Consider the following 24,630-nt stretch of genomic DNA (forward strand, 5'->3'; position numbering starts at 1 on the left):
CCGCGGTCGGCGGCTATTTTATATATACGCAATAACCCCAACTACCTGTGTTATTCTGTGTGTTTGTTTAAGCCTCAGCGAAGTCACATCAGACTGAAGTAATCGATACCTAAGGGGAGGAATGCAGACCCTAGCGGGCCTACATTCCTCCCCGACGGGCAAGGGAGAGATATATGGAAGAAATGCCCAAGAACTACGATCCGTCGACCAACGAGCCGGCGATCCTGCAGAAGTGGCTCGACGGCGGTTGCTACAAGCGCCGCGAGGGCGTGGGCGACTGCACCGTTACCATTCCGCCTCCCAACGTGACCGGCAAGCTCCACATGGGCCACGCCACCGACGACTCCATCCAGGATGCCATCATTCGTATGGCCCGCATGCGCGGCAAGTCCACGCGCTGGGTGCTGGGTACCGACCACGCCGGTATCGCCACGCAGACCAAGGTCGACAAGAAGCTCAAGAGCGAGGGCATCAGCCGCCTGGAGATCGGTCGCGACAAGTTTGTCGACGCCTGCTGGGACTGGACCCACGAGTACGGCGGCATCATCGTCGAGCAGATCAAGCGCATGGGCTGCTCCGTCGACTTCGACAACGAGCGCTTCACCATGGACGAGGATTACGCCCAGGCCGTGCGTAAGGTCTTCTGCGACTGGTACCACGACGGCCTGATCTACCGTGGCAAGCGTATCGTCAACTGGTGCCCCAACTGCACTACCGCCATCTCGGACGACGAGGCCGAGTACAAGGACGAGAAGGGCCACCTGTGGCACCTGCGCTACCCGCTGACCGAGCCGGTCAACGGCCAGGACTACATCGTCGTCGCCACCACGCGCCCCGAGACCATGCTCGGTGACACGGGCGTCGCCGTCTCCCCGAAGGACCCCGAGAAGGCCGCCTTCGTGGGTAAGACCGTCAAGCTCCCTATCGTCGACCGCGAGATCCCCATCTTTGAGGATTGGCACGTCGATGCCAACTTCGGTTCCGGCTTTGTCAAGGTCACCCCGGCCCACGATCCCAACGACTACGCCATGGGTCAGGCCCACGACCTGCCGCAGATCAATATCTTCGACGAGCACGCGGTGGTCGTCGAGGGCTATGGCGAGTTCACCGGCATGACTCGCGAGGAGTGCCGTGAGGCCGTCATTAAGTGGTTCGAGGAGCATGACCTGCTCGATCACGTCGAGGACCACGACCACTCCGTCATGCACTGCTACCGTTGCGATGCCGCACTGGAGCCGTGGCTGTCCGAGCAGTGGTTTGTGGCCGTCGACAAGCTCAAGGGGCCGGCGCTCGACGCCGTCAACTCCGGCAAGGTCACCTTCCATCCCGCGCGCTGGACGCAGACCTACACCACTTGGATGGAGAACCTCAAGGACTGGTGCATCAGCCGCCAGCTGTGGTGGGGTCACCGCATTCCCGTGTTCTACTGCGAGGACTGCGGCTGGGAGGACGCCCTTACCGAGGACACCGACGTGTGCCCCAAGTGCGGCGGCCATCACGTGCATCAGGACGAGAACGTGCTGGACACCTGGTTCAGCTCGCAGCTGTGGACCTTTGCCACGCAGGGCTGGCCGCAAAAGCCGGAGCTGCTCGAGGGCCATCACCCCACGACGGCGCTCGTCACCGCGCGCGACATCATCGCGCTGTGGGTCGCCCGCATGGTCATGAGCTCGCTGTACTTCCTGGACGAGGTTCCGTTTAAGGACGTCGTCATCTACCCGACGATCCTTGCCAAGGACGGCAGCCGCATGTCCAAGTCTAAGGGCAACGGCGTTGACCCCATGGACCTCATTGGCATGTACGGCGCCGACGCCATGCGCTTCAACTTGCTCACGCTGTGCACCAACAACCAGGATGTCAAGTTCGACGCGAACATCGACAAGAAGACCAAGAAGCTCATCGACAGCCCGCGCACCGAGCAGGCCAAGTCGTTTGTGACCAAGATCTGGAACGCCAGCCGCTTCCTGCTTATGAACATGGAAGGCTACACGCCCGGCGAACCCGTCGTGGAGACGCCGGCCGACGCCTGGATGTTCAGCCGCCTTGCCAAGGCCGTGAAGATGGTCACCGAGGGCATCGAGAACTACACCTTTGGCGACATGGCCCGCGGCGTGCAGCAGTTCTTCTGGAACGAGGTCTGCGACTGGTACGTCGAGGTCACCAAGGCCCGCCTGAAGGGCGAGGGTCGTCTGCAGGCGCAGCGCAACCTGATCTTTGTGCTCGACACCTCCATTCGCCTGATGCACCCGCTCATGCCGTTCGTGACCGAGGAGATCTGGGACAACATGCCGGCGAGCGTGCTCGATCTGGACGCCGAGGGCAACGTGGACCGCGCCGAGGCGCTCATGATCGCCAAGTGGCCCGAGCCCGCCGACTACGCCAAGTACGTTGACGAGCCCGCCGAGCGCGCGTTTGAGCTGTGCCGTACCGTCGTGTCTGCCGCCCGCGCCACGCGTTCGCGTTATCGCTTGAGCCCCAAGGCCGAGCTCGACGTGGTCGTGCGCGCCGGTGCCGAGGACATCGAGAAGCTCGAGAGCTTGCGCTCCACGATTGAGCCGCTGGCAAACACGGCTTCGCTGGTCATGGGTACCGACGTTGAGAAACCGGCCGCGAGCATTGCCGTGGTCGATAGCGGCGTCGAGGTCTTTGTGGTGCTCGAGGGCAAGGTCGACCTTTCGGCCGAGAAGGCGCGCCTGGAGAAGGAGATCGCCGCGGCCCAGAAGGAGCTTGCCGGCTGCGAGAAGACGCTCGCCAACGAGGGCTTCGTGGCCAAGGCCGCGCCCGCGGTGGTCCAGAAGAAGAGGGACCGTGCAGCTGAGCTCAAGGAGATCCTGGTGGCGCTGACTGCTCAGGTTGCTGACTTCTCGTAGGTCTAACTTGGGGGCGCGTCCCGATGCTTTGCTCTCCGCTGCGGACACCTATTCCGCCGTTCTAACGAACGGCGGCTGACTCGACGCTGCAAACGCCTCTGATGGCCAATCTGCCGTTCAACTTCGGGCGCATGGGCATAAGCCCTATGCGCCCTTGTTTCACGGCACCTTGGCTCATCAGAGGCGTTTTCGCTGACTATCCTCAACCTATACTGTTTTATTTTTCTATGAATGGCGGTTCTAAAAATGCCTAAGCGTTCCGGCTTGTATACCGTTCCTTTTGAGTTTGATTTGCTTTCGTTTGATGAGGCTGTGGGGCTTGCTGCCGACACGGGGCGGATTTCTGGGGATGCTGGGCCTTTGCTCGAGACGGTTGTCGATATGCTCGATGAGCTTGGGCGTCCGGATGAGTGTTTTGATTGCATTCAGGTTGCCGGTACCAATGGCAAGACTTCGACTACGCGTTTTTCGGCTGCCATCCTTCGTGGTGAGGGGTTAAAGACCGCGCTGTATACGTCGCCGCAGCTGGTGCGCTATCCCGAGCGCATGGAGGTCGATGGGCGCGTCGTGAGCGATGAGGCCTTTGCCCGTGGCGTTTCCGCCGCTGTTGAGGCGGGACATCGCGTGAATGCCCGTCGTGTGGCGGCGGGGGAGCGTGCCTATGCCATCACACCGTTTGACCTGCTGACGGCTGCCGCACTTGTCGTGTTTGCCGAGGCTGCGGTTGATGTTGCTGTGCTCGAGGTCGGCATGGGCGGACGTTGGGACGCCACGAGTGCGACCGATCCCGTCGCCGTTGCCATTACGGGCATTGGGCTCGATCACACACGCATTTTGGGCGATACGCTCGAGGCCATTGCGGGGGAGAAGGCTGCGGTCATTAAGCCCGGACGCCTGGTTGTGCTGGGCGAGGGCACGCACGAGGCGAGCGTTCAGCGCGTGATGGATGCACGTTGTCGCGAGTGCGGCATAGTGCCGCTGGTGGTGAACCATGCCACGACCAAGGTGCCGGCACATGTGGGCGACACGGTTGAGTTTAGCTGCACCACGCCGCGTGCGATCTATACGTCTAGCATGGTTAAGCCGGCGTATCAGCCGCAGAATGCCGCGTGTGCGATTATGCTTTGCGAGGGGTATCTGGGTCGCGAGCTCGATCATGACAAGCTCGATGCGTCGCTTATGGGCTGCCCCACGCCGGGTCGCTTTGATGTGCTGGGAACCAATCCGCTCAAGCTGATCGACGCCTGTCATAACCCTCAGAGCTGCGAGAACTTTGTGAGCGCGCTGGACGAGATCGATCCGTGCGTGGAGAACCGCCCCACGCTGCTGTGCGCCGCGCTGGCCGACAAGGACGTGGCGGGCATCGTCGACGTACTGATCCCGGCCTTCCCCCGCGTGGTCGTGACCCAGACCGATTCCGATCGCGCCCTGCCGGCAGAGGAGCTCGCCGCCCTGGTGGGTGCCGATAAGCTCGCGGGCGTATACCCGAGCGTGTCCGAGGCCCTCGCTGCCTTCGATGCCGCGGGCGAGCCCTTCGTTGCCGCCGGTACCATCACCCTAGCCGGCGAAGTAGCCGGCCTACTGCGTTAACCCTTCCCCTTAGCAGTTGCGGTGAAATACGGACTGTTTTACAAGCCAGAAGCCTCAAACAGTCCGTATATCACCGCAACTCAAAAGCAGTCAATTTGGGACGGGGCTTTTTTGGCCGTCCTGTGCCCCCGAGTTGACTCGCTCGCCACGAAATGGGCCCATCTACTACGTTTGGCCGGTAACCCTTGACCATACCGAGAATTGTGAAATCAAAACCGCAGGTAAAGGGGTTGCCATTTTTTAAAAAAGACCCGCATGGTCGACCCATGCGGGTTAAACGTAGTAGATGGCCCGTTTTCGTGGCGCAGCTAATCGGAAGGGACAATGGGACTGTCCCTTTGGCACATTGCCTAGTCTAAGCGGACCGGATCGTGGGGGTAGGCGTTGAGAATCTCGACGCCGGACTCGGTCACCAGGGCCAGGTCCTCGATGCGGACGCCGGTGCGGCCGGGGAGGTAGATGCCCGGCTCGATGGAAAACGTCATGCCCGGCTCTACGACCTGCTCGTTGACCAGCGAGACGTCGCCCGGTTCATGGTCCTGCAGGCCGATCGAGTGGCCCAGGCGATGCGTAAAGTACTTGCCGTAGCCCGCGTCTTCAATCACACCGCGCGCGGCACGGTCCAGGTCGCACATGCGCACGCCCGGCGCGATGAGCGCCTCGGCCGCCTCGTTGGCGCGGCGCGCGATATCGTAGATGCGCGCCGTTTCCTCGTCCGGCTCGCCCCAAAAGAACGTGCGCGTCATGTCCGAGCAGTAGTTGCGATGGCGTCCGCCAATGTCGAACAGCACCACGTTGCCGCGCTTGAGCACGGTGCCGTCGGGCTCGTGGTGCGGGTCGCCGGCGTTGGCGCCAAAGCTTACGATGGGAGGAAAGCTAAAGCCCTCGCAGCCGTGCTTGCGATACAAGCCGAGCATCTGGTCGGCGATTTCGCGCTCCGTCACGCCCTCGTGGACGAGTTTGATGGCATCGGCCATCACGGCGTCGTTAGCAGCTGAGGACACGCGCATGAGCTCCTGCTCGGCGGCATCCTTGTGGGTACGCGCGGCGGTGACGGCAAAGTCGCCCAGGAAAAACTCGCTCGCAGCATGGCGCTCCATGAGGGGCATCAAAAAGCCGGAGCGCATAACGGTATCGATGCCGAGGGGCTTGGCAGGATTGACCTCGCGTGCGATGGCGTCGGTTACGACGTCGGTATCGGTGTGGTAGGCGACGCGGGCATTGTCATACTCGGGCAGCTGATGCAGGGCGTTGACCAAGATCACGGGTTCGCAATCGCGCGCGAGCAGCACACCGCAAAAACGCTCGAACATATCGGCATAAAAGCCGGTTAGGTAATAGATCGACCACGGGTCGTTTACGAGCAGCTGCGCGCCGGGGTGCTGAGCCTCGAGCGCATCGAGCACGCGTGCCACACGCTGGTCATCGACATGTGCCATGAAACATCCTTTCGCTAGGCTGCCACCATGGTATCCCAAGCCTGGCACATAGGGACGTTCCTTTTATGCCGGCACCTTGGGACACTCCTTTGCATCCCATGCGCACCCTCATAAGTTGCGGTGAAATACGGACTGTTGGGGCCTGAAGCCATAAAACAGTCCGTATTTCACCGCAACTGCGGAGGAGGACCGGGCGGATGGTGGAGTAGCTAAAAGTGCCCCGTCCCTAATTAGCTACTTGGGCTCGGTCGATGTCCATGCTGGCGATTAGGTTGATGTTGGTGTCTAGGAGGTTCTCTAGCACGACGTCGCCCATGCGGATGGGGGCCTCGACGACAACGCCGCGGATGAGGTCCATGGCTTGGGCGTGGAGTGCCAGCGGGATGGCTTCGGCCGTGCGCACGGGGAGCAGGGCTTCGTCGCCGCCGGAGACGGCCACGGTCGTCGTGAGCACGCGCATGGGGCAAGTGAGCTCCTGATGCGCGAACGTATCGCCGCGCGGGCAGTTGTTGCCGGTCACGGAGCGCACTTCCACCACGGCGCCATTGGCGTCGCGCTCCACCTCTACGGTCAGAAGGCACTCGGATGGGCAGGTGGTGCAGTTGAACTGCAGCGTTTCGACCACGTTATCGCTCATAGTTTATGCCTCCTCGATGGGATCGACGGATAGAACAATCTCGCTGGCACCCAGATCGAGCGCCTGCTTGATGACCTTTGCCGGCAGTGGGAAGCTTTCCATGACACTCGGTTTAAACGGGCGGACCTTGCCAGCTAACAGTTCCTCGCCGTCGGCCAAGATCCTCACGCGGGCGGCGTCGACGGGTCGGCGCACGCGGAAGTTGAGCTTGGTGAGTGCCACAGCCGTAATGCGTCCCGGCAGCGCGTATCCCGCAATGCCGGCAGGGGAGACGGTGAGCTCACAGTCCGGAACGGCGCCCGCGCCGGTCCCCAGCGCGTACGCCGCTGCAGCTGCGCCAGCCCTCTCGGACTCGGTCGTCACGTTGTCGGCCAGGTCGTGCACGTGCAGCACGTTGCCGCAGGCAAAGATGCCCGGCACGCCCGTCTGCAGGCTCTGGTCCACCACGGCGCCGCGCGTGCGCGGGTCAAGCTCCACGCCTGCGGCAACCGAAAGCTCGTTCTCGGGAATCAGGCCCACCGAAAGCAGCAGCGTGTCGCACGGAACAATGCGCTCGGTACCCGGAATGGGCGCCAGGTGCTCGTCGACCTGGCTTACCTCGACGGCCTCCACGCGGTCGTGCCCGATCACGCGCGTGACCGTGGTAGACAGATGCAGCGGAATGCCAAAATCGTCCAGGCAGTTCTTGACATTGCGGCGCAGTCCGTTGGCGTACGGCATGAGCTCGTACACGCCCTCGACGGAAATCCCCTCGAGCGTGCAGCGACGTGCCATGATCAGCCCGATATCGCCCGAGCCCAAAATTACGGCGCGCGAGCCGGGTTTGAGGTTTTCGATATTGATGTATCGCTGCGCCAGGCCCGCCGTGAAAACGCCGGCGGGACGACTGCCGGGGATCTTGATCTCGCTGCGGGTGCGCTCACGGCAACCCATGGCAAGGACGACCGCGCGTCCGGTGAGCTGCAGCATTCCGGCGGGGCTCATGAGCGTGACGGTATGGACCGCGGTGTCTTCCGCAGGCTCGCCTGAATCAATCCCAAGCTCCATGCTGTTCAAGAACAGCGCAATGTCGGTTGCGTGCACCTGGTCGATAAAGCGCTGCGCGTACTCGGGACCGGTGAGCTCCTGTTTAAAGTGCGAAAGGCCAAAGCCGGGGTGGATGCACTGGCGGAGGATGCCGCCCAGATGCTGCTCGCGCTCCACGATGGCCACGCGCGCGTCGGCCTTATGAGCGGCCAGCGCGGCCGCCATACCGGCAGGTCCGCCGCCGATAACGACCACGTCGAACGCCTGCGTTTGCACGGGCGCTGAGGTTCCGACCTCTGCGGTTCGAGCCTCCGCGCGTTCGTCGCGCATATCAAACGTCGCCATCCTAGCGTACCCCCTTCAGCGGTCCCTGGACCAGCCAAGATCCGGCATCCTCCAACAACACCTCGCTGGGGTCGCAGCCCAGTTCGCGCGCCAGGATCGCTACCACGCGGCTCTGGCAAAAGCCGCTCTGGCACCGACCCATGCCGGCGCGGCAGCGGCGCTTGACGCTCTCGACCGAAACCGCTCCCGGTTGGCGTCGGATCGCGGCCACAATCTCGGCTTCGGGCACCGTCTCGCAGCGGCAGACAATCTGTCCCCACGCGGGATCGGACTCGATCAACTCCTCCTTGCGCGCCAGTGGTGCGCGGTCAAAGTCGTCCGGCGCGCGGCGAATTGGGTTCCAGTCCGCCCGCTCGTGCAGCTTCACGCCCGCCTCACGCATCACAAGCTCCATGCGCTCGGCAATGGCCGGCGCGCTCGCCACGCCCGGCGACTGAATGCCCGCCGCCTGGAAAAGCCTTGGCACCACGGCCGACTGCCCAATAAAGAAGTCGTTCGTCCCCTGAATGACCGGACGCCCGCCGGCAAACGCGCGCACCACGCGGCGCGTGTCCAGGTCGGGCACCAGCTTGCGCGCGCCGGTCAGCAGCGCGTTCACATCGCTCGCATAGGTCTGCGTGTCGCCCGGCTCGCGCACAGCAGCCGTGGCGGTGATCACGGTGTTGCCATGCACGGTGCCCGTCACGATAACGCCCTTCGACACCGGCGTCGGCACGGGGTAGAGCGGCATGAGCGTGCGCGGCTCCTTGTCCAGCACCACGATATTGCCCTGGCGCCAGACCATCTGGAACTCCTCGGCGCCCGCCATATGCGAGATGTCCGCGGCTCCGTTGCCCGCGGCGTTGATCAGGTAGCGGCAGCGCACGTCTCCGGCGGGCGTCGCCAACGTAAAGCGCGCGTCGTCGCCCGAGCCCGCGACTTCAATCGCTTCCACCGGTGCTGAGCGCATAAACGTCACCCCGTTGGCCACGGCGTTCTCCAGTGCGGCGATGGCAACCTCAAACGGGTCGACAAATCCAGTCGATGGGCACCACAACGCGCACGTCGCCTTGGCACTGGCGCGCGGCTCTAATTCGTGTATGCGGTCGGGTCCGACAATCGACAGCTCGGGCACGCCGTTGGCATGGCCGTTGCAACGTAGCTGCTCCAGATGCGCGCGGTCCTCGTCGTTAAAGCCCAACACCATCGACCCGGTGCGGCGGAACAGAAAGCCCAGCTCCTGCGCCCACGTACCGTACAACTCGCAGCCACGGGCGTTGACCTTCGCCTTTACGGTGCCCGGCGCCGGATCGTAGCCAGCGTGCACCAGGCCGCCGTTGGCCTTCGACGCGCCCAGCGCGATATCGTTTGCTGCCTCGACCACGCAAATGGACAGGTCAAACCGCGCGAGCTGCCGCGCGATGGCGCACCCCGTAATGCCCGCGCCCACAATTGCGATATCAAACGTTTCTGCCACGGTGCCTCCCAGACGAGTTGGCAGGCTGTCAATAAAACTATCCTACGGTCTGCACACCCCCAGCGCGGCGGCAATGCGGTGAACAGCCCCGCAACACCCGCCAACGGCAGAAGAGGGGAGACGCGGCAACGTCGACAACCTCGTCCGCCGACAACTACGGCAACCTTTCGTCTCGATCTGTAACAGTTGGACGAGGATTTGGGTTCCAGTTGTTACAGTTTGAGACATTCGGTTTGGACGGTTTTCTTTGTCTTAATCTGTAACAGTTAGCTGAGGATTTGGGTTCTAGATGTTACAGATTTAGATGAACCTATCAGTCGGTTTCGAATGTCTAAATCTGTAACGGTTAGACCTGTTTTTGCCGTGTTGTTGTTACAGATTGAGATATTTAACGGAGGGCTCACCGTTCGTCTTGATCTGTAACAGTAAGAGGGGTTTTGGGGCCCAAGATGTTACAGATCGAGATTGAAGTCGGGGAGGGACCCCTGTGTCTTGATCTGTAACATCTAGACCCGGATTCCGCTCCCACTTGTTACAGATTGAGATGTTTGTGTCCGCGCCAGCCCCGCCCCTAGCCGTGGTCCCATATAAACAAACCCCGTGGTAAACTTGACCGTACTGTTAATATTCCGAAAGGTACCCGTAATGTCCAAGTACATCTCCGAGCTCATGTCGCCGCAGCTTATGGGCGTCGTCTATGCCTTCGTTGGCTTTATCATCGCCCTGTATGTGCTGTCGGTCGTCTATGTGTTCATCGACGCTCGCCGCCGCGGCGCCAGCGCCTACGTGGCATGGGGCATCATCGCCCTCATCCCGTTTGTAGGCCTCATCGCCTACCTGGTCCTGCGCCCGCACTCCTACGCGTCCGACCGCGAGGAGCAGGAGCTGGACATGGCCCTGCGCGAGCGCCAGCTTGCCCAGTACGGCACCTGCCCGCAGTGCGGCGCGCCCATCGAGAAGGACTTCGTCGTCTGCCCCGTGTGCGACACCCAGGTTCGCAACGTCTGCCCCAGCTGCCATCGCCCGCTCGATGCGCACTGGAAGGTCTGCCCCTACTGCCGAACTCGCATCCAGTAACGCATCCATCGCCGGGCCGGCCGCAAGCCACGGGCTCCGCGCGTCCCGCGCAAGCCCCACACGCAACCAACCCCACACGATGAAGCATGCGTAGAAAATCGCCCGCCGTGCCATTAAGGTGCGGCGGGCGCTTGTATACCAAGGCAACCTGCCTATAATGATGCAAGTCAAAAACGCCGAGCGCATCGCACGCACTTGCATCAGGCATCCGAGAGGAGAAAACATACCCATGAAGGCACTCTACAATGACGGTTCGGTGGCCGAGCTCCCGCAGGACGAGGTCACGCACGTCATCCGCCACTCCGCCGCGCACATCATGGCGCAGGCCATCAAGCGCCTGTACCCCGAGGCCGACTTTGCCTACGGCCCCGCGACCGACAACGGCTTCTACTACGACGTCGACCTGCCCGAGGGCGTCAAGATCAGCGAGGACGACTTCCCCGCGATCGAGGCCGAGATGAAGAAGATTGTCAAAGAGAACCTAAAGTTTTCCGTGTACGAGAAGCCCCGCGCCGAGGCCATCGCCCTTATGGAGGAGCGTGGCGAGAAGTACAAGGTCGAGCACATCGGCGACCTGGACGACGACGCCCGCATCACCTTCTACCAGCAGGGCGACTACATCGACATGTGCGTCGGCCCCCACATCTGCTACACCAAGGCCCTCAAGGCCTTTAAGCTTACCGGCGTCTCGGGCGCCTACTGGAAGGGCGACAAGGACAACAAGATGCTTACCCGCATCAACGGCGTCGCCTTTGCCACCAAGGAAGAGCTCGACGAGCACATGCACATGCTGGAGGAGGCCAAGAAGCGCGACCACCGCAAGATCGGCCGCGAGATGGACCTCTTTATGATGCGCGACGAGGCCCCCGGCTTCCCGTTCTTCCTGCCCAACGGCATGATCCTTAAGAACACGCTGCTGGACTACTGGCGCGAGATCCACCACAAGGCCGGCTACGTGGAGATCTCCACGCCGCTCATCATGAACAAGCAGCTGTGGAAGACCTCGGGCCACTGGGACCACTACAAGGACAACATGTACTCCACCGTCATCGACGACGAAGAGTATTGCATTAAGCCCATGAACTGCCCGGGCGGCGTGCTGGTGTACGCCTCCAAGCCGCACTCCTATCGCGAGCTGCCCATCCGCGCCGGCGAGATTGGCCTGGTGCACCGCCACGAGCTGCGCGGCGCCCTGCACGGCCTGTTCCGCGTGCGCTGCTTTAACCAGGACGACGCCCACCTGTTTGTGCGTCCCGACCAGCTGACCGACGAGATCGTGGGCGTGGTTAACCTCATTGATTCCGTGTACCAAAAGTTTGGCTTTAAGTATCACGTTGAGCTTTCCACCCGCCCCGAGGACTCCATGGGCTCGGACGAGGACTGGGCTCGCGCCGAGGAGGGCCTGCGCACCGCTCTGGAGAAGCTGGGCATGGACTACGAGGTCAACGAGGGCGACGGCGCCTTCTACGGCCCCAAGATCGACTTCCACCTGGAGGACTCGCTCGGCCGTACCTGGCAATGCGGTACCGTGCAGCTCGACTTCCAGATGCCGCTCAATTTTAACTTGGAGTACGTGGACGCCGACGGCACCAAGAAGCGCCCCATCATGCTGCACCGCGTGTGCTTTGGCTCCATCGAGCGCTTTATCGGTATTCTGATTGAGCACTTTGCGGGCAAGTTCCCCACCTGGCTGGCCCCCGTGCAGGTCAAGGCACTTCCCGTCTCGGAGAAGAGCCGCGACTACGCCCACGAGGTGTGCGCCAAGCTGGAGGAGGCCGGCATTCGCGTGGTCTGCGATGACCGCGACGAGAAGATCGGCTACAAGATCCGCGAGGCCCGCAGCATCGACCGCGTGCCCTACATGCTCATTCTGGGCGAGAAGGAGGTTGAGGCCGGCAACATCTCCGTCCGCGATCGCTCCAACGAGACCGTTCAGATGAGCGTTGACGAGTTTGTTGCCAAGGTCCTCGAGGAGATCAAGACTCGCGCCTAAGGCAAACAATACAAGAATTAACAAAGGCGATCGTCCTCGCGGGCGGTCGCCTTTTTGTTGTCTATAGAAGAAAAGCCGCTGGTTAGAGCGGCTTTTTTGTTGTGCAAAAAGGTACAGGTTTTTGTAGAGGGGTATGGAGATGCGCCCATTCGCGGCGCATTTTGTGCAATCTGGTAAAACGTGAGCGGTTTGCTCGTATAATGAGCAACGTCGAAAGATACAAAAACCTGTACTTTTGCGACTGCACCTAGCTGCGAGCGAGAAGCCTGTTCTTGACGCCCCTGCATCTGCGTGCGTCGCGGAGCTGGAGAAGGGGGCGAGAACATGGAACGGACAATGCGGCGCCAAGAGCAGCTGCCCGGTGCTTTTAACGGCGCTATCACCAAAAGCCAGCGCGGCCGCGTCCGCTGGTATCTGGTCCACACCCCCCATGGTAAAGAACGCGAGACCTGCGAAAAGGTCCGTCGCATTATCCCGCACGAGCTGATGCAAGACGCTTTTGTGATGCAAAAGGAGTTCTGGTTTAAGCGGGACGGAGCCTGGTCGCTCCAAACCAAACCCATGTACAAGGAATACTTCTTCGTCGCCACGCGCGATGCTGCCCTGCTCGACAAGGCTTTGGCTCAGCTGAGCTTTGGCTGTCGCATTGCCGGCAGTAAGGAGCGGGCCTATGCGCCCATGCCGGACGATGCGCAGGACTGGTACCGCAGCGTGCTCGACGATAACGGCGTGGTGCGCAACAGCGTGGCGCGCATAGAAGACGGTGTGCTGCACATAGAGCAGGGGCCCTTGGTGGGGCAAGAGGCCCGTGTAAAGAAGATCGACCGTCATAAACGCTGGTGCCTGGTGGACGTGGGCGAAGGCGACTTCGCTTTTAGGGAGCTGCTTGCGCTCGACGTGCCCAGCAAAACGTAAGGGAGACGTTGCGCTGGTAATTCATTCGTTATTTGAATTCATCGATGGGGGGGGGTGTCCCTGGGAACAGGGACGTGGATTTGAACTTGACTACTAAAGAAGTGACAGGGCAAAACGCGCCGGTGGGGGCCGTGCTGGTCGCCCAGGCCATGAGCGGCGACGACGCGAGCATGCGCTACAAGGGCATGCAGGCCGTGAAGGACTGGGACCGCACGCGCCTGGGCTACCGCGCCGTAAAGCGCGTGTTCGACATTGTGTTCAGCGGCTGCGTTCTGGCCGTCATCGCCATTCCGAGTCTGGTGCTCGCCGCGGCCATCCGCCTGGAGAGCGAGGGCAACCCGTTCTACAGCCAGATCCGCGTGGGCCAGACCCGCCGCGACGGCAGCCTGTCCACCTTCCGCATGTGGAAGTTCCGCTCCATGTACAGGGACGCCGACGAGCGCCTCGCCGAGCTCAAGGAGCGAAACGAGATCGCCGGCGCCATGTTCAAGATGAAGGAAGACCCGCGCGTCACCAAGATCGGCAAGTTCATCCGTAAGCACTCCATCGACGAGTTCCCGCAGTTCGTGAACGTGTTCCTGGGCCAGATGTCCGTCGTGGGCCCGCGCCCGCCGCTGCCCAACGAGGTGGCCGAGTATACAGAATTCGACCTGCAGCGTCTGGCGGTTAAGCCCGGGATCACCGGCTGGTGGCAGGTCACGGACCGCAACGATACCGACTTCGACGGCATGGTTCGACGTGATCTCGAGTACATCGCCAAACGCGGTCCCATCACGGACCTGAAGATTGTTCTCCTCACGGTCGTTGAGGTCTTTACCGGTGGCGGTGCTTGCTAAATGGCTGAACCGATTAGAGTAGCTCAGGTTGTTGGCAAGATGGTTGGCGGCGGCGTCGAGGCCGTCGTCATGAATTACTACCGCCATATTGATCGCAGCAAAGTGCAGTTCGATTTTCTTGTCGATTCCGATTCGACGCTTGTTCCCCGCGAGGAGATTGAATCTTTAGGTGGCAGGGTTTTTGAGATTCCTCCCTACCAGCATGTTGTCGAATACCAGCGAGAGCTTCAGCGCCTCTTTAAGGAAGAGAACTGGAAGATTGTGCACAGCCATATCAATGCGCTTTCTGTCTTTCCGCTTCGCGCTGCTAAGAAGGCGGGCATACCTGTGCGTATAGCCCACAGCCACTCTACAAGCGGAAAGGGGGAGTTTGCTAAAAATGTCATCAAAGGCTCTTTGAAGCTGTTCTCAACAAGGTATCCGACTGATTTGGCAGCCTGCACCGAGCATGCTGGAAAATGGCTGTTCGGTTCATCCCGTTTTACTGTTTTTAATAATGCTATCGATTTGAACAACTTTTCTTTCAATCGATCGATTAGGGACGAGCGACGTGCTCAGCTCGGAGCGAAGGACGATACGCTGGTATTGGGGAATATCGGTAGGTTCATCTCTCAGAAGAACCAGTTGTTTTTGCTTGATGTTTTCAAGGCAGTGCATGCTCAGAATCCTGATTCCATCCTTGTCGTCTGCGGCGATGGAAAACTGAGACCTCAAGCGGAGGAAAAGGCATGCTCACTTGGCATTGCCTCGGCGGTGCGTTTTCTCGGCCAGATTTCTGATGTGCAGGACGTCTATCAGTCGCTCGATTTATTCGTGCTCCCCAGCCTGTACGAGGGCCTCGGAATGGTCGCGATTGAGGCCCAGGCTTCCGGTCTCCCGTGCATCTGCTCTGAAAGGGTCCCCAACGATGTTGCGTTATCCAGTCGGTGCAGCTTCCTTCCGTTGAGTATGGGCGTCGAGGGGTGGTCCAACGCGATCCTTGCCGCCCGCAGGGATGTCTTTGATCGCTCCGATCCTCATTCATCTCCGGGGTTTGAATCTTATGACATCTTTAAGGCGGCGCCCAAGCTTGAAGAGTACTACCTGAAGCTATTTGAAACGGTGAATTAATGAAAATCTGTATTTTAACGTGGCTCCATAACCAAAATTTCGGCACGTTGCTCCAGGCTTATGCTCTGCAGCAGTTCTTGAAGTCCGAGGGTCATGATGTTGTTGACGCCGACTATCTCCCCTGCGTCAAAGAAAAGCTACTGAACTGGGCGATCAACCGAAATTCCTTCGATTTGTTTGCCGGTAAAGCACATGAGCTGCTCAATCGTAAGAAGGAGCATGACGACTTCGGTTCCTCGACCGCTGATGTTTTCAATCGCTTTTTAAGCCAGAATATCGTTACTACTGAACGGATTACCGATACAGACGGACTGGTCGGCTTGCGGGGGAAATACGATGCGTACGTCTGTGGATCGGATCAGATTTGGTCGCCATATCTTTTGAACAGGAATTTCTATTTCTCCTTTCTGAGCGACAGTGATAAGCGAATCGCGTATGCGCCCAGCTTCGGTGTTACGAACACCACAGAGAGGAAGAAGAGGATCATTGCTAATCTTCTTAAATCTTTCAGTTCCGTATCTGTTCGCGAAGATGCCGGTGCGGATTTTGTCGAATCACTCGGTCTTGAGCGTCCCTCACAGGTCGTGGACCCTGTCCTGCTTCTGTCGAAGGAGGACTGGGCCCCTCTCATTGACGGAAAATGTCCTGAGCCCGGTAAAATTGTCTGCTACTTTCTTGGGGATAGGCCGTTTTACAGGAAAGCGGTCGAATCGATTTCGAAGGAGCTCGGCTGCGAAGTTGTGACGCTTGTTGGTTCAGGTAAAAATGCAGTCGACGAGGAGCTTAATCCACGCTACGGGCTTGGTCCCGATGAATGGCTCGCGTATTTGGCGAGTGCGCGGTTCGTGCTGACCGATTCGTTGCACGGTACGCTATTCTCCCAAATCTTTCGCAAGGACTATTACTGCTTCAAGCGATTTGAGGAGACCGACAAACGCTCTCAGAATTCCCGAGTCGAGAGCCTCGCGAGGCTCTCGAACACTGAAGATCGCCTACTCGATGGCTATGAAAGCCACATGCATGCTACTGAAATCGAGGGGTATGAAAGACGTCTGTCGGATGTGGAGTCACTCATCTCGTTCTCGAAAAATTGGCTCTTGGATGCTCTCGAACAATAGGGGGAGTCAGCTTGAACAAAAACATCGCCATAATTTCTCATCAAGCCTGTTTTGGATGCGGAGCATGTGCGGCCAAATGCCCTTTTTCGGCTATTGAAATGCATCCTTCGCCCGATGGTTTTGATTATCCCGTGGTGGATGCAGCCAAATGCACTTCCTGTGGCCTATGCCTGCGCTCCTGTCCGGCGGAAAACCGAGTTGATGCGGACTCGGAGGTCATTCGCGCCGCTGTTTTGCAGAGTGGTGATTCTGACGAGCTCGCGCAGAGTTCGTCCGGCGGCGTCTTCTCTCTTCTCGCGAAGCGGGTTCTTGAGAAAGGTGGGCGTGTTTACGGCGCCGCTTGGGACGGTGTTGATTGCGTTAGGCATATCGGTATATCCGATCTTGCCGATATTGCGCTCCTTCAAAAGTCCAAATATGTCCAGAGCGATGCGAGTGAATCGTACCCCGATGTGCTCAACGATCTGAAATCCGGCAAGCATGTACTGTTTAGCGGTACTCCCTGCCAGGTTTCCGCGCTGCTTCTCTATTTGGGTAAGCAGATGGATGGGCTGACGACCGTCAGCGTTGTTTGCCACGGTGTACCAAGCTCTTCCATGTTTCGTTCCTATGTTGACTGGCTTGAGCTTCGGGAGAAGTCCGATGTCACCGCACTGACTTTTAGAGATAAATCGAAATTCGGTTGGGGCCATAACATAAAGATTGAGTTGTCCGACGGCAGGATTATAAAGAGGCCCGCCGCATTCGACCCGTTTTATGGGTCCTATATCAAAGGCATGATCAGCAGATCGTCTTGCTATAGTTGTCCCTTCAGAGGGTGCGACAGTCCCGCTGACATTATCCTCGGCGACTCCTGGCGTTCTGAGTCAGCCCGAGACTGCGTGTATCCTGAGAAGGGCGTTTCAGCCGTTATCGTGAAGACCGAGCGCGGCGCCAAGCTGATTGATGAGATAGTCGATTGCGTTGCCTATTCTAACAACGACGTCGCAGCGGATGACGTGCTCCTGCATGAAGACCCTAATAAGCGTTCAGGACTTGAAGAGAGGCGCGATGCGGTCATCGCTCAGTATGAGGCACTGGGGTCGGGGATCTTTGATTCTGTCTTGGTTCCCAAAGTGAGCCTTTTCGACCGTGTGAAAAAAATGCTTCCGCCGTCGATGCGGTTGGGCGTAAAACGTTTGGTCCGATCCATTATACCTGGGAACGCGCATGAGTAGCCTTACCACAGCGATTACGATTTGCGACCGTCCCCATATCGGGGGTGGAGCTTCAAAAATCGCAATCGAGACAGCTTCGGCATTGGCAAAGATGGGGCTTAACAGCTATTTCTTCTCAGCGCTGGGAGATCCCGATCCGGCTTTGGTCGAATCGGGGGTTATTTGCGTTAATTGCGGGCAGGGCGACGTCTTGAACGGTGGCGTCTCTGGTGCTGTTCAGGGCATCTGGAACCGACGCTCGGAAACGGCGCTGGATGATTTGCTCAATCAGCTTGACCCAGAAACGGCGGTCGTTCATGTGCATTCTTGGACGCACTCCCTTTCTCCCTCTATATTCAGGGCAATAGAGCGACGGGGCTTCAAATGTCTCATTACTGCCCATGAGTACTTCCTTGTTTGCTCTAACGGTGGGCTCTACGACTATGTGAATCATTGTAACTGCGGAATCGCTCCCGGTTCTCCGAAGTGCCTGCTGCACAACTGTGACAAGCGCTCGTATGCCCAAAAATTGTACCGGTCCGTTCGTTTCTCCGTGCAGAACCATGTCTTAGGCTCGCTTCGCCCGGCGGTCGCCTTTGTCTCCGACTCCAGCCGTCGATTGATCGAACCTCATCTAGCGTGGAATTCTGAACGGTATGACTGCTTAAACTATGTTGATGCGGCTAAGTTTCAAGATGATTCCGAAGGAGATTCTTCGGCATACCTATTCGTCGGCCGCTTAAGTCCAGAGAAAGGCTGTGACTTGTTTTGCGAAGCGGCCTGTCGGGCGGGCGTGAATGCGATCGTCATTGGCGACGGTACCGAATTGAAGAGGTTGTCGGATAGCTATCCAGATATCAGATTCATGGGCTCCTTGCCTCATGATGAAGTTCTTTCCGTCATGAAACAATCTCGCGCTATCGTCATGCCTTCTGTTTGCCGAGAGACGTTCGGGCTCGTCGCTTATGAAGCAATGATTGCCGCCGGCCTGCCATGTATTGTTTCGGATGTCGGCGATGCGGCCTCCTTTGTGATGTCAAAAGGTCTCGGCGAGATCTTCAACGCAGGTAGTGTGGAGTCGCTATCTGACGCAATGGTCAATATGCTCGATTCTGATGTTTACTCGCGTTACAGGGAGGCAGTTGAGAGGGCGGACTTTAGCCATCTCAAAAAGATCGCGTATGTTGAACGTCTTATCAATATTTACGATCAGCTAATGGCTGAACTTTAATTGGACGAAGGTTTTTAATGGTTACGGTTGTGATGTCAGTCTATAACGGCACACGATATCTTACTGAACAGCTAGACAGCTTGCGACTTCAGACCGTGTCTCCGGATCGGGTGGTGATCGCGGATGATTGCTCGACAGATGGATCGTTCGATCTCATCTGCGAATACATCGAGGAACACGCACTCGCTAATTGGACCGTCAACAAGAACAGCTCGAATTTCGGCTGGCGCAAGAGCTTTAAACGGCTTCTTGACCTTGCATCTATAGACGATGGAATCGTCTTCCCGTGCGACCAGGATGATATTTGGGAACTCGATAAAATCGCTGTGATGTCCTCAATCCTCGAGAAGGACCCCTCGATTGAGGTTCTCAGCTGCGCCGTCGAGCCGTTTTATGAGAGCGGCGGTAAAAAGGTAACAGTCTATGGTGCTGTCGATGATTCCAAACCTCTGGACGATTTGGAGACCCCGGTTTTCGATAGCAAGTTTATGTCGGTACGGCGCCCTGGATGTTCGTATGCCGTTAAATCTAGTTTTATAAGGGAAATCATGCCATATTGGCAGGATGATTTTGCGCATGACGGTATGTTATGGCGCTTCTCATTACTGAAGGGGACTCTCAGACTTCTAAATCAGCCCTTGATTCGGTTCCGCAGGCATGACTCTAATGCAACTGAGATGCGACATATTGACAAGAAATCTCGTGTTGCTGAGATAGGGATGTGCTTGAGATTTTCTAAGGTTTTAGAAGAATACTGCAGTAGTAATCCTGGCGATTATCGTATATCTTCTTCACATATAGAGCATTACGGTTCTGTTTTAAATGCCCGTTTGCACTTGCTCGTAGGTGGCCTAAAAATAAGTGATTTAGGCACCATTCTAAAATACCGTAAGTATGAACTGTCAAATCGTTCCCTGCTTGGTGATTTTAAGGTCTTAATCAGTTCCTGTGACAGTAAGTAGGTGTTTAGAATGCTTGAGCTATTTACTAATGAATTCACTATTTTGATTTTTGCCGCAATCTTAAGTGTCATTTCTCCCGTTAAAGGACTATTTTTTTCTGTTCTAGGATTGCTCGTTTTCAAAGAAGTTCTTTCTGGGCGCCTCTACAAAGTGTTTTTAAATAACGCTATTCCCATTGTCGTTATGGGCGCGATGGTTTTCTTTTCTGCCATTGCGTTTACGTCCCGAAGCATTAATGAATCCCTCCTTACGGTCTGCTCGTATTTCTTTTGCATCCTTCTTGGTTATATTTACGGCAAAGTAAAGAACGATGACTGGGTTGAGTCTGCATTGCTTATGCTTCGCAACGTTATGGTGTTCGCCTGCCTATTTAGCTTTGTCCTTGAAATTGTTTTAGGTCAACGACTAGTTACAAATGGTTCCTTTTCTTTTCTGCAAACTGTAACGATTGATAATCCATCCTTGTATCGACTGCGTAGTTTTTTCGGTCATGCAATCGTATTTGGCCAAATGATAGTTATTGCTGTTGTAATCAACTATAAATTGGAGACGGGCAGGATGAAACGTCTCTTATACTCTGTAGTTCTTTTGGTCGCTCTGCTTCTGACAAAGAGTCGTAGCGCGTGGATTATTCTCATTGCTTTAGCATCGGTGTACCTGATCTTTCGCCTAAAGAACCCCGAGTATTCTAAATGGAATTTAATTGCGCTTTTAGTTCCAGCTGTATTGCTACTCGTTTTCATTCTCTACAAGTTTGGACTGTTTAACTTTGTGGCTTCTCGATTTGGTGAGCTTGAAACTGATGTTTCATATAGCCAGCGTTCCGGAGCCATTGCCTATATTATTCATAGCTTTTTAAGCAGGCCGCTGTTTTGGCTTACTGGAAATGGTTATGGCAGTAGTCGCATGACTATGCTGGGCACGACGGTTGAAATTAGCGGTTTTTCAACGGTGGATAATGGTTTCCTTGCAATGCTGTATGAATATGGTTTTCTTGGAATTTGTAGTTTTGTATTCTTGCTAATTTCCGCTGGTATCGGTTCGTTCAGGTCGGGTTGCGAACTCGATCAAGTACTATTTTCCGTTTCCTGCATATGCTGCGCGGAGCTCATGTTTTATTGCGAGCTTGGTTGGTGGGTGCCAACGGTCATCTTGTTTGTTTCCTGTGGACTCGTTCTGGGTAGAACGAGTGCTCGGTATTCAGATTTGTGCGAGTCAGGCCCTATTTTGATTTCTGAATAAATCAAGGTTGCTAGTTTAAACAAACGAGGTTGAATGAATTATTCGTCTATCGCACGCAACACTATGATTGCGTTTGCTGCACAGTTTATTTCTCTATCGGTCAGTGTCGTCATGTCGCTGCTCGTGCCGAAAATCGTTGGCGTTGCTGATTATGGATACTGGCAACTGTTCATGTTTTATACGACCTATTCCGGCTTTTTTCACCTTGGCCTGAATGATGGTGTCTACCTGATTAACGGGGGTCTCTCTCGTGATGAAATCGATAAGAGCTCAATCAAATCCCAGTATATCTTCGGTGCTTGTTTCCAGGCAGTGATTTGCCTCGGCATCACTTTGGCTTCGCTGCCTCTCGTCGATGATGCAAATCGGTTATTTGTTATCGCGTCTTTCGCGCTTTACACCGTCGTATATAACCTGACAAGTTATTTGGGCTTTGTCTTTCAGGCCATGAACGAAACTAAGCTTTTTTCGTTTTCTACAATGCTAGACAGGCTGGTGTTTCTGGCTCCGCTCCTTGTTTTAATTGGATTTAAGGTTTCGGACTACCATCCCTATGTCTACGCGTATCTCGTTTCGAAAATTATTGCGCTCATATATTGCTCTTGGATGGGCAGGGATATCCTACGCGCTAAATCAGTGTCTTTTGGCAATTCGCTTAAGGACGGCATCCGCAGTATCATCGTCGGCGTGAAGCTGATGATTGCGAACATCGCCGACACACTAATCCTCGGGGTATCTAGGTTTCTTATCGATCATTTTTGGGGTATCGTCGCCTTTGCAAAAATTTCGTTCTCCCTCTCTCTGGTGAATTTCTTCATCACCTTCGTCTCACAGGCGAGTATGGTTTTATTTCCTGCCCTTAGGACAGGCTCTGAAGATGAGAGGGTTCGTTTTTACATTGGCATAAGGAATTCTATCGAGCTTATTTTCCCTGCGATCTTTTTACTCTATTTCCCTATGGTTTGGTTTTTGGGGATATGGCTTCCTCAATATGCCGAAAGCCTCAAATACTTTGCGCTCTTACTTCCGATATGCGTCTTCAATACAAAGATGAGCCTTTGCTGTACTACCTATTTCAAGGTACTTCGTAAAGAACAGCTGCTCCTGAAGTTGAATATCGTCACTGTTATTTGTAGCGCTGTTTTTTCGATATTCGGTGTTCTTGTCCTTAACTCGCTCGACGCCGTCCTGTGTGGCGCCGTTATCTGCATTATTGGCAGGTCGTTGTGGTCCGAGCTCTATCTGAACGAACAGCTTTGCGCCCCGGGTTCAACTAGGCCGTTTCAGGAGATCCTGCTTACAGTCGCTTTCGTCTTGTTCGCTGAGCTTTTATCTGGTGGAACTGCGGCGATTCTGTATGCATTAGTCTACGTTGGCTATCTCTTGCTCAATCATTCTGCGCTGAAAAGCGTTGCTTCATGTTTGACCAAACTTAAGAAGCAGCGATAGCTACATCAAAATGGATTGGATTTTAATATGAAAGGCATCATCCTCGCTGGCGGGTCAGGCACGCGCCTGTACCCGCTCACGCTCGTGACCTCCAAGCAGCTGCTGCCGGTCTACGACAAGCCCATGATCTACTACCCGCTGTCCACCCTCATGCTGGCGGGCATCCGGGACATCCTGGTCATCTCCACCCCGACCGACCTGCCCAACTTCGGGCGCCTGCTCGGGGACGGCTCGCGCTACGGCGTGAACCTCTCCTACGCCGAGCAGCCCAGCCCGGACGGCCTGGCGCAGGCCTTCACCATCGGCGAGGACTTCATCGCCGGCGAGCCGTGCGCGCTGGTGCTCGGCGACAACATCTTCTACGGCAACGGCCTCAGCCGCCACCTGACGCGCGCCGTCCAGAACGCCGAGTCGGGCCGCGCCACGGTCTTCGGCTACCACGTGGACGACCCCGAGCGCTTCGGCGTCGTGGAGTTCGACCGCGAGGGCAGGGCCGTCTCCATCGAGGAGAAGCCCGAGCGCCCCAAGAGCTCCTACGCCGTCACCGGCCTGTACTTCTACCCGGGCGACGTCGCCGCCAAGGCCCATAGGGTGCAGCCCTCGGCCCGCGGCGAGCTGGAGATCACGACGCTCAACCAGATGTACCTGGAGGAGGGGACGCTGTCCGTCGTCACCCTCGGCCGCGGGTACGCCTGGCTGGACACCGGCACCATGGAGAGCCTGCACGAGGCCGCGGAGTTCGTCCGCGCCGTGGAGCACTCCCAGGACCTGCCGGTCTCGGTCCCCGAGGAGATCGCCTGGGAGAACGGCTGGATCACGACCGCCGAGCTGGAGGAGGCGGCCAAGGCCTACGGCAAGTCGGTCTACGGCCAGCACCTCAAGAAGGTCGCCGCCGGCGAGATCGTCAACAGCCCGCGCGAGTACTAGGAGTAACCCCTCATGTCTGAGATCTTTGAACCCAAGAACATCATCGTCACGGGCGGTTGCGGCTTCATCGGCAGCAACTTCGTGCACTACGTCGTGAACAACCACCCGGGCGTCCACGTGACCGTCCTGGACAAGCTGACCTACGCCGGCAACCCCGAGAACATCGCCGGGCTGCCCTCGGACCGCGTGGAGCTCGTCGTGGGCGACATCTGCGACGCGGAGCTGCTGGACAGGATCGTCCCGGGCCACGACGCCATCGTGCACTACGCCGCAGAGAGCCACAACGACAACTCCATCGCCGACCCCGAGCCGTTCCTGCGCACCAACGTGGAGGGCACTTTCCGCCTGCTGGAGGCCGTCCGCAAGTACGGCGTCCGCTACCACCACGTCTCCACCGACGAGGTCTACGGCGACCTGGCGCTCGACGACCCGGCGAAGTTCACCGAGGAGACGCCGTATCACCCGAGCAGCCCGTACTCGAGCACCAAGGCGTCCTCTGACATGCTGGTCCGCGCCTGGACCCGCACCTACGGCCTTCGCACCACGATCTCCAACTGCTCCAACAACTACGGCCCCTACCAGCACGTGGAGAAGTTCGTCCCGCGCCAGATCACCAACATCATCGACGGTGTCCGCCCCAAGCTCTCCGGGAAGGGCGAGAACGTCCGCGACTGGATCCACACCGAGGACCACTCCTCGGCCGTCTGGGACATCCTCACCAAGGGCCGCATGGGGGAGACCTACCTCATCGGCGCCAATGGGGAGAGGGACAACATCACCGTGCTCCGCATGATCCTCGAGGCGATGGGGCGCGACCCCGGGGACTTCGACTGGGTCGCCGACCGCCCCGGCCACGACCGCCGCTACGCCATCGACTCCACCAAGCTGCAGCGCGAGCTGGGCTGGAGGCCGGCGCACACCGACTTCGCCGGGGGCCTGAAGCGGACCATCGACTGGTACGTCGCCAACGAGTCCTGGTGGCGCCCGGCCAAGGAGGCCACCGAGGCCCGCTACCGCGCGCAGGGCCAGTAAGGAGGGGAGAGAGACATGGCAGACATCGCATTCGAGAAGGACCTCTCCGTCGCCGAGACCGGCATCGGGGGCCTCAAGGTCGTCGACCTCGCCGTCCACGGCGACTCGCGCGGCTGGTTCAAGGAGAACTGGCAGCGCGCCAAGATGTGCGCCCTGGGCATCCCGGACCTCCGCGTCGT

Annotated in this window: 19 protein-coding genes and 1 pseudogene; 16 read left to right on the top strand and 4 right to left on the bottom strand. The window is 57.7% G+C overall.

The genetic code is table 11. From position 1 onward, the window contains the following. Positions 1 to 173 precede the first annotated feature (173 nt). Positions 174 to 2,870 carry a valine--tRNA ligase gene (locus tag DW796_RS02290; protein ID WP_118094127.1) on the top strand — a complete coding sequence of 899 codons (2,697 nt, stop codon included), beginning with the start codon at positions 174 to 176 and terminating at the stop codon, positions 2,868 to 2,870. A 246-nt stretch (positions 2,871 to 3,116) separates the two neighbouring features. Then, positions 3,117 to 4,460, top strand: a complete 1,344-nt coding sequence (locus DW796_RS02295) for a folylpolyglutamate synthase/dihydrofolate synthase family protein (protein WP_118094128.1) — start codon at positions 3,117 to 3,119, stop codon at positions 4,458 to 4,460. A 350-nt stretch (positions 4,461 to 4,810) separates the two neighbouring features. Here DW796_RS02295 and DW796_RS02300 read toward each other — a convergent pair whose 3' ends face one another. The 4 genes from DW796_RS02300 to DW796_RS02315 all read right to left on the bottom strand — a co-directional run bounded on the left by DW796_RS02300 (position 4,811) and on the right by DW796_RS02315 (position 9,363). Beyond that, a complete protein-coding gene (locus DW796_RS02300; protein WP_118094129.1) occupies positions 4,811 to 5,899 on the bottom strand; it encodes a Xaa-Pro peptidase family protein in 1,089 nt (362 codons plus the stop codon). Positions 5,900 to 6,125: 226 nt separating this feature from the next. Next, positions 6,126 to 6,536, bottom strand: a complete 411-nt coding sequence (locus DW796_RS02305; RefSeq protein WP_118094130.1) for a DUF1667 domain-containing protein — start codon at positions 6,534 to 6,536, stop codon at positions 6,126 to 6,128. Between the two features lie 3 nt (positions 6,537 to 6,539). After that, positions 6,540 to 7,892 (bottom strand): NAD(P)/FAD-dependent oxidoreductase, encoded by a 1,353-nt coding sequence (locus tag DW796_RS02310; RefSeq protein ID WP_369832165.1) that lies wholly within the window; start codon positions 7,890 to 7,892, stop codon positions 6,540 to 6,542. A 16-nt stretch (positions 7,893 to 7,908) separates the two neighbouring features. Then, on the bottom strand, positions 7,909 to 9,363 hold the full coding sequence (locus DW796_RS02315; protein WP_118094132.1) for an NAD(P)/FAD-dependent oxidoreductase: 1,455 nt from the start codon (positions 9,361 to 9,363) through the stop codon (positions 7,909 to 7,911). A 645-nt stretch (positions 9,364 to 10,008) separates the two neighbouring features. Here DW796_RS02315 and DW796_RS02320 point away from each other — a divergent pair. The 14 genes and pseudogenes from DW796_RS02320 to DW796_RS10605 form a co-directional block, all read left to right on the top strand. After that, positions 10,009 to 10,440 carry a zinc ribbon domain-containing protein gene (locus DW796_RS02320; RefSeq protein ID WP_055251579.1) on the top strand — a complete coding sequence of 144 codons (432 nt, stop codon included), beginning with the start codon at positions 10,009 to 10,011 and terminating at the stop codon, positions 10,438 to 10,440. Positions 10,441 to 10,669: 229 nt separating this feature from the next. Then, complete coding sequence (gene thrS, locus DW796_RS02325) at positions 10,670 to 12,433, top strand: threonine--tRNA ligase (protein ID WP_118094133.1); 1,764 nt, start codon at positions 10,670 to 10,672, stop codon at positions 12,431 to 12,433. Positions 12,434 to 12,757: 324 nt separating this feature from the next. Continuing rightward, the gene (locus DW796_RS02330) at positions 12,758 to 13,348 is read left to right on the top strand and encodes a hypothetical protein (protein WP_147351004.1); all 591 of its coding nucleotides are present in this window, start codon (positions 12,758 to 12,760) and stop codon (positions 13,346 to 13,348) included. Between the two features lie 86 nt (positions 13,349 to 13,434). After that, complete coding sequence (locus DW796_RS02335; RefSeq protein WP_233539637.1) at positions 13,435 to 14,184, top strand: sugar transferase; 750 nt, start codon at positions 13,435 to 13,437, stop codon at positions 14,182 to 14,184. Next, complete coding sequence (locus tag DW796_RS02340) at positions 14,185 to 15,294, top strand: glycosyltransferase family 1 protein (protein ID WP_187362355.1); 1,110 nt, start codon at positions 14,185 to 14,187, stop codon at positions 15,292 to 15,294. Further along, complete coding sequence (locus tag DW796_RS02345) at positions 15,294 to 16,412, top strand: polysaccharide pyruvyl transferase family protein (protein WP_118094135.1); 1,119 nt, start codon at positions 15,294 to 15,296, stop codon at positions 16,410 to 16,412. Before DW796_RS02340 ends, DW796_RS02345 begins: the two co-directional genes overlap by 1 nt. An 11-nt stretch (positions 16,413 to 16,423) precedes the next feature. Next, complete coding sequence (locus DW796_RS02350) at positions 16,424 to 17,629, top strand: Coenzyme F420 hydrogenase/dehydrogenase, beta subunit C-terminal domain (protein ID WP_158567668.1); 1,206 nt, start codon at positions 16,424 to 16,426, stop codon at positions 17,627 to 17,629. Beyond that, positions 17,622 to 18,839 (top strand): glycosyltransferase, encoded by a 1,218-nt coding sequence (locus tag DW796_RS02355; RefSeq protein ID WP_118094137.1) that lies wholly within the window; start codon positions 17,622 to 17,624, stop codon positions 18,837 to 18,839. The genes DW796_RS02350 and DW796_RS02355 overlap by 8 nt, the downstream gene beginning before the upstream one ends. Before the next feature lie 17 nt (positions 18,840 to 18,856). Then, entirely contained in the window at positions 18,857 to 19,801 is a 945-nt protein-coding gene (locus DW796_RS02360; protein ID WP_118094138.1) for a glycosyltransferase, read from the top strand. A 9-nt stretch (positions 19,802 to 19,810) separates the two neighbouring features. Next, positions 19,811 to 21,043: an O-antigen ligase gene (locus DW796_RS02365; RefSeq protein ID WP_118094139.1), complete on the top strand. Its 1,233-nt coding sequence runs from the start codon at positions 19,811 to 19,813 to the stop codon at positions 21,041 to 21,043. A 33-nt stretch (positions 21,044 to 21,076) separates the two neighbouring features. Then, positions 21,077 to 22,492, top strand: coding sequence for a hypothetical protein (locus DW796_RS02370; protein WP_118094140.1), 1,416 nt, complete (start codon positions 21,077 to 21,079; stop codon positions 22,490 to 22,492). A gap of 27 nt (positions 22,493 to 22,519) precedes the next feature. Then, positions 22,520 to 23,419, top strand: coding sequence for a glucose-1-phosphate thymidylyltransferase RfbA (gene rfbA / locus DW796_RS02375; protein WP_118094141.1), 900 nt, complete (start codon positions 22,520 to 22,522; stop codon positions 23,417 to 23,419). Positions 23,420 to 23,431: 12 nt separating this feature from the next. Then, positions 23,432 to 24,451 (top strand): dTDP-glucose 4,6-dehydratase, encoded by a 1,020-nt coding sequence (gene rfbB / locus DW796_RS02380; RefSeq protein WP_118094142.1) that lies wholly within the window; start codon positions 23,432 to 23,434, stop codon positions 24,449 to 24,451. A gap of 15 nt (positions 24,452 to 24,466) precedes the next feature. Then, a pseudogene (locus DW796_RS10605) lies at positions 24,467 to 24,630 on the top strand (dTDP-4-dehydrorhamnose 3,5-epimerase family protein); the annotation flags it as partial.

The organism is Collinsella sp. AM31-2AC, from assembly GCF_003469285.1.
Classification (GTDB): Bacteria; Actinomycetota; Coriobacteriia; order Coriobacteriales; family Coriobacteriaceae; genus Collinsella; species Collinsella aerofaciens_AT.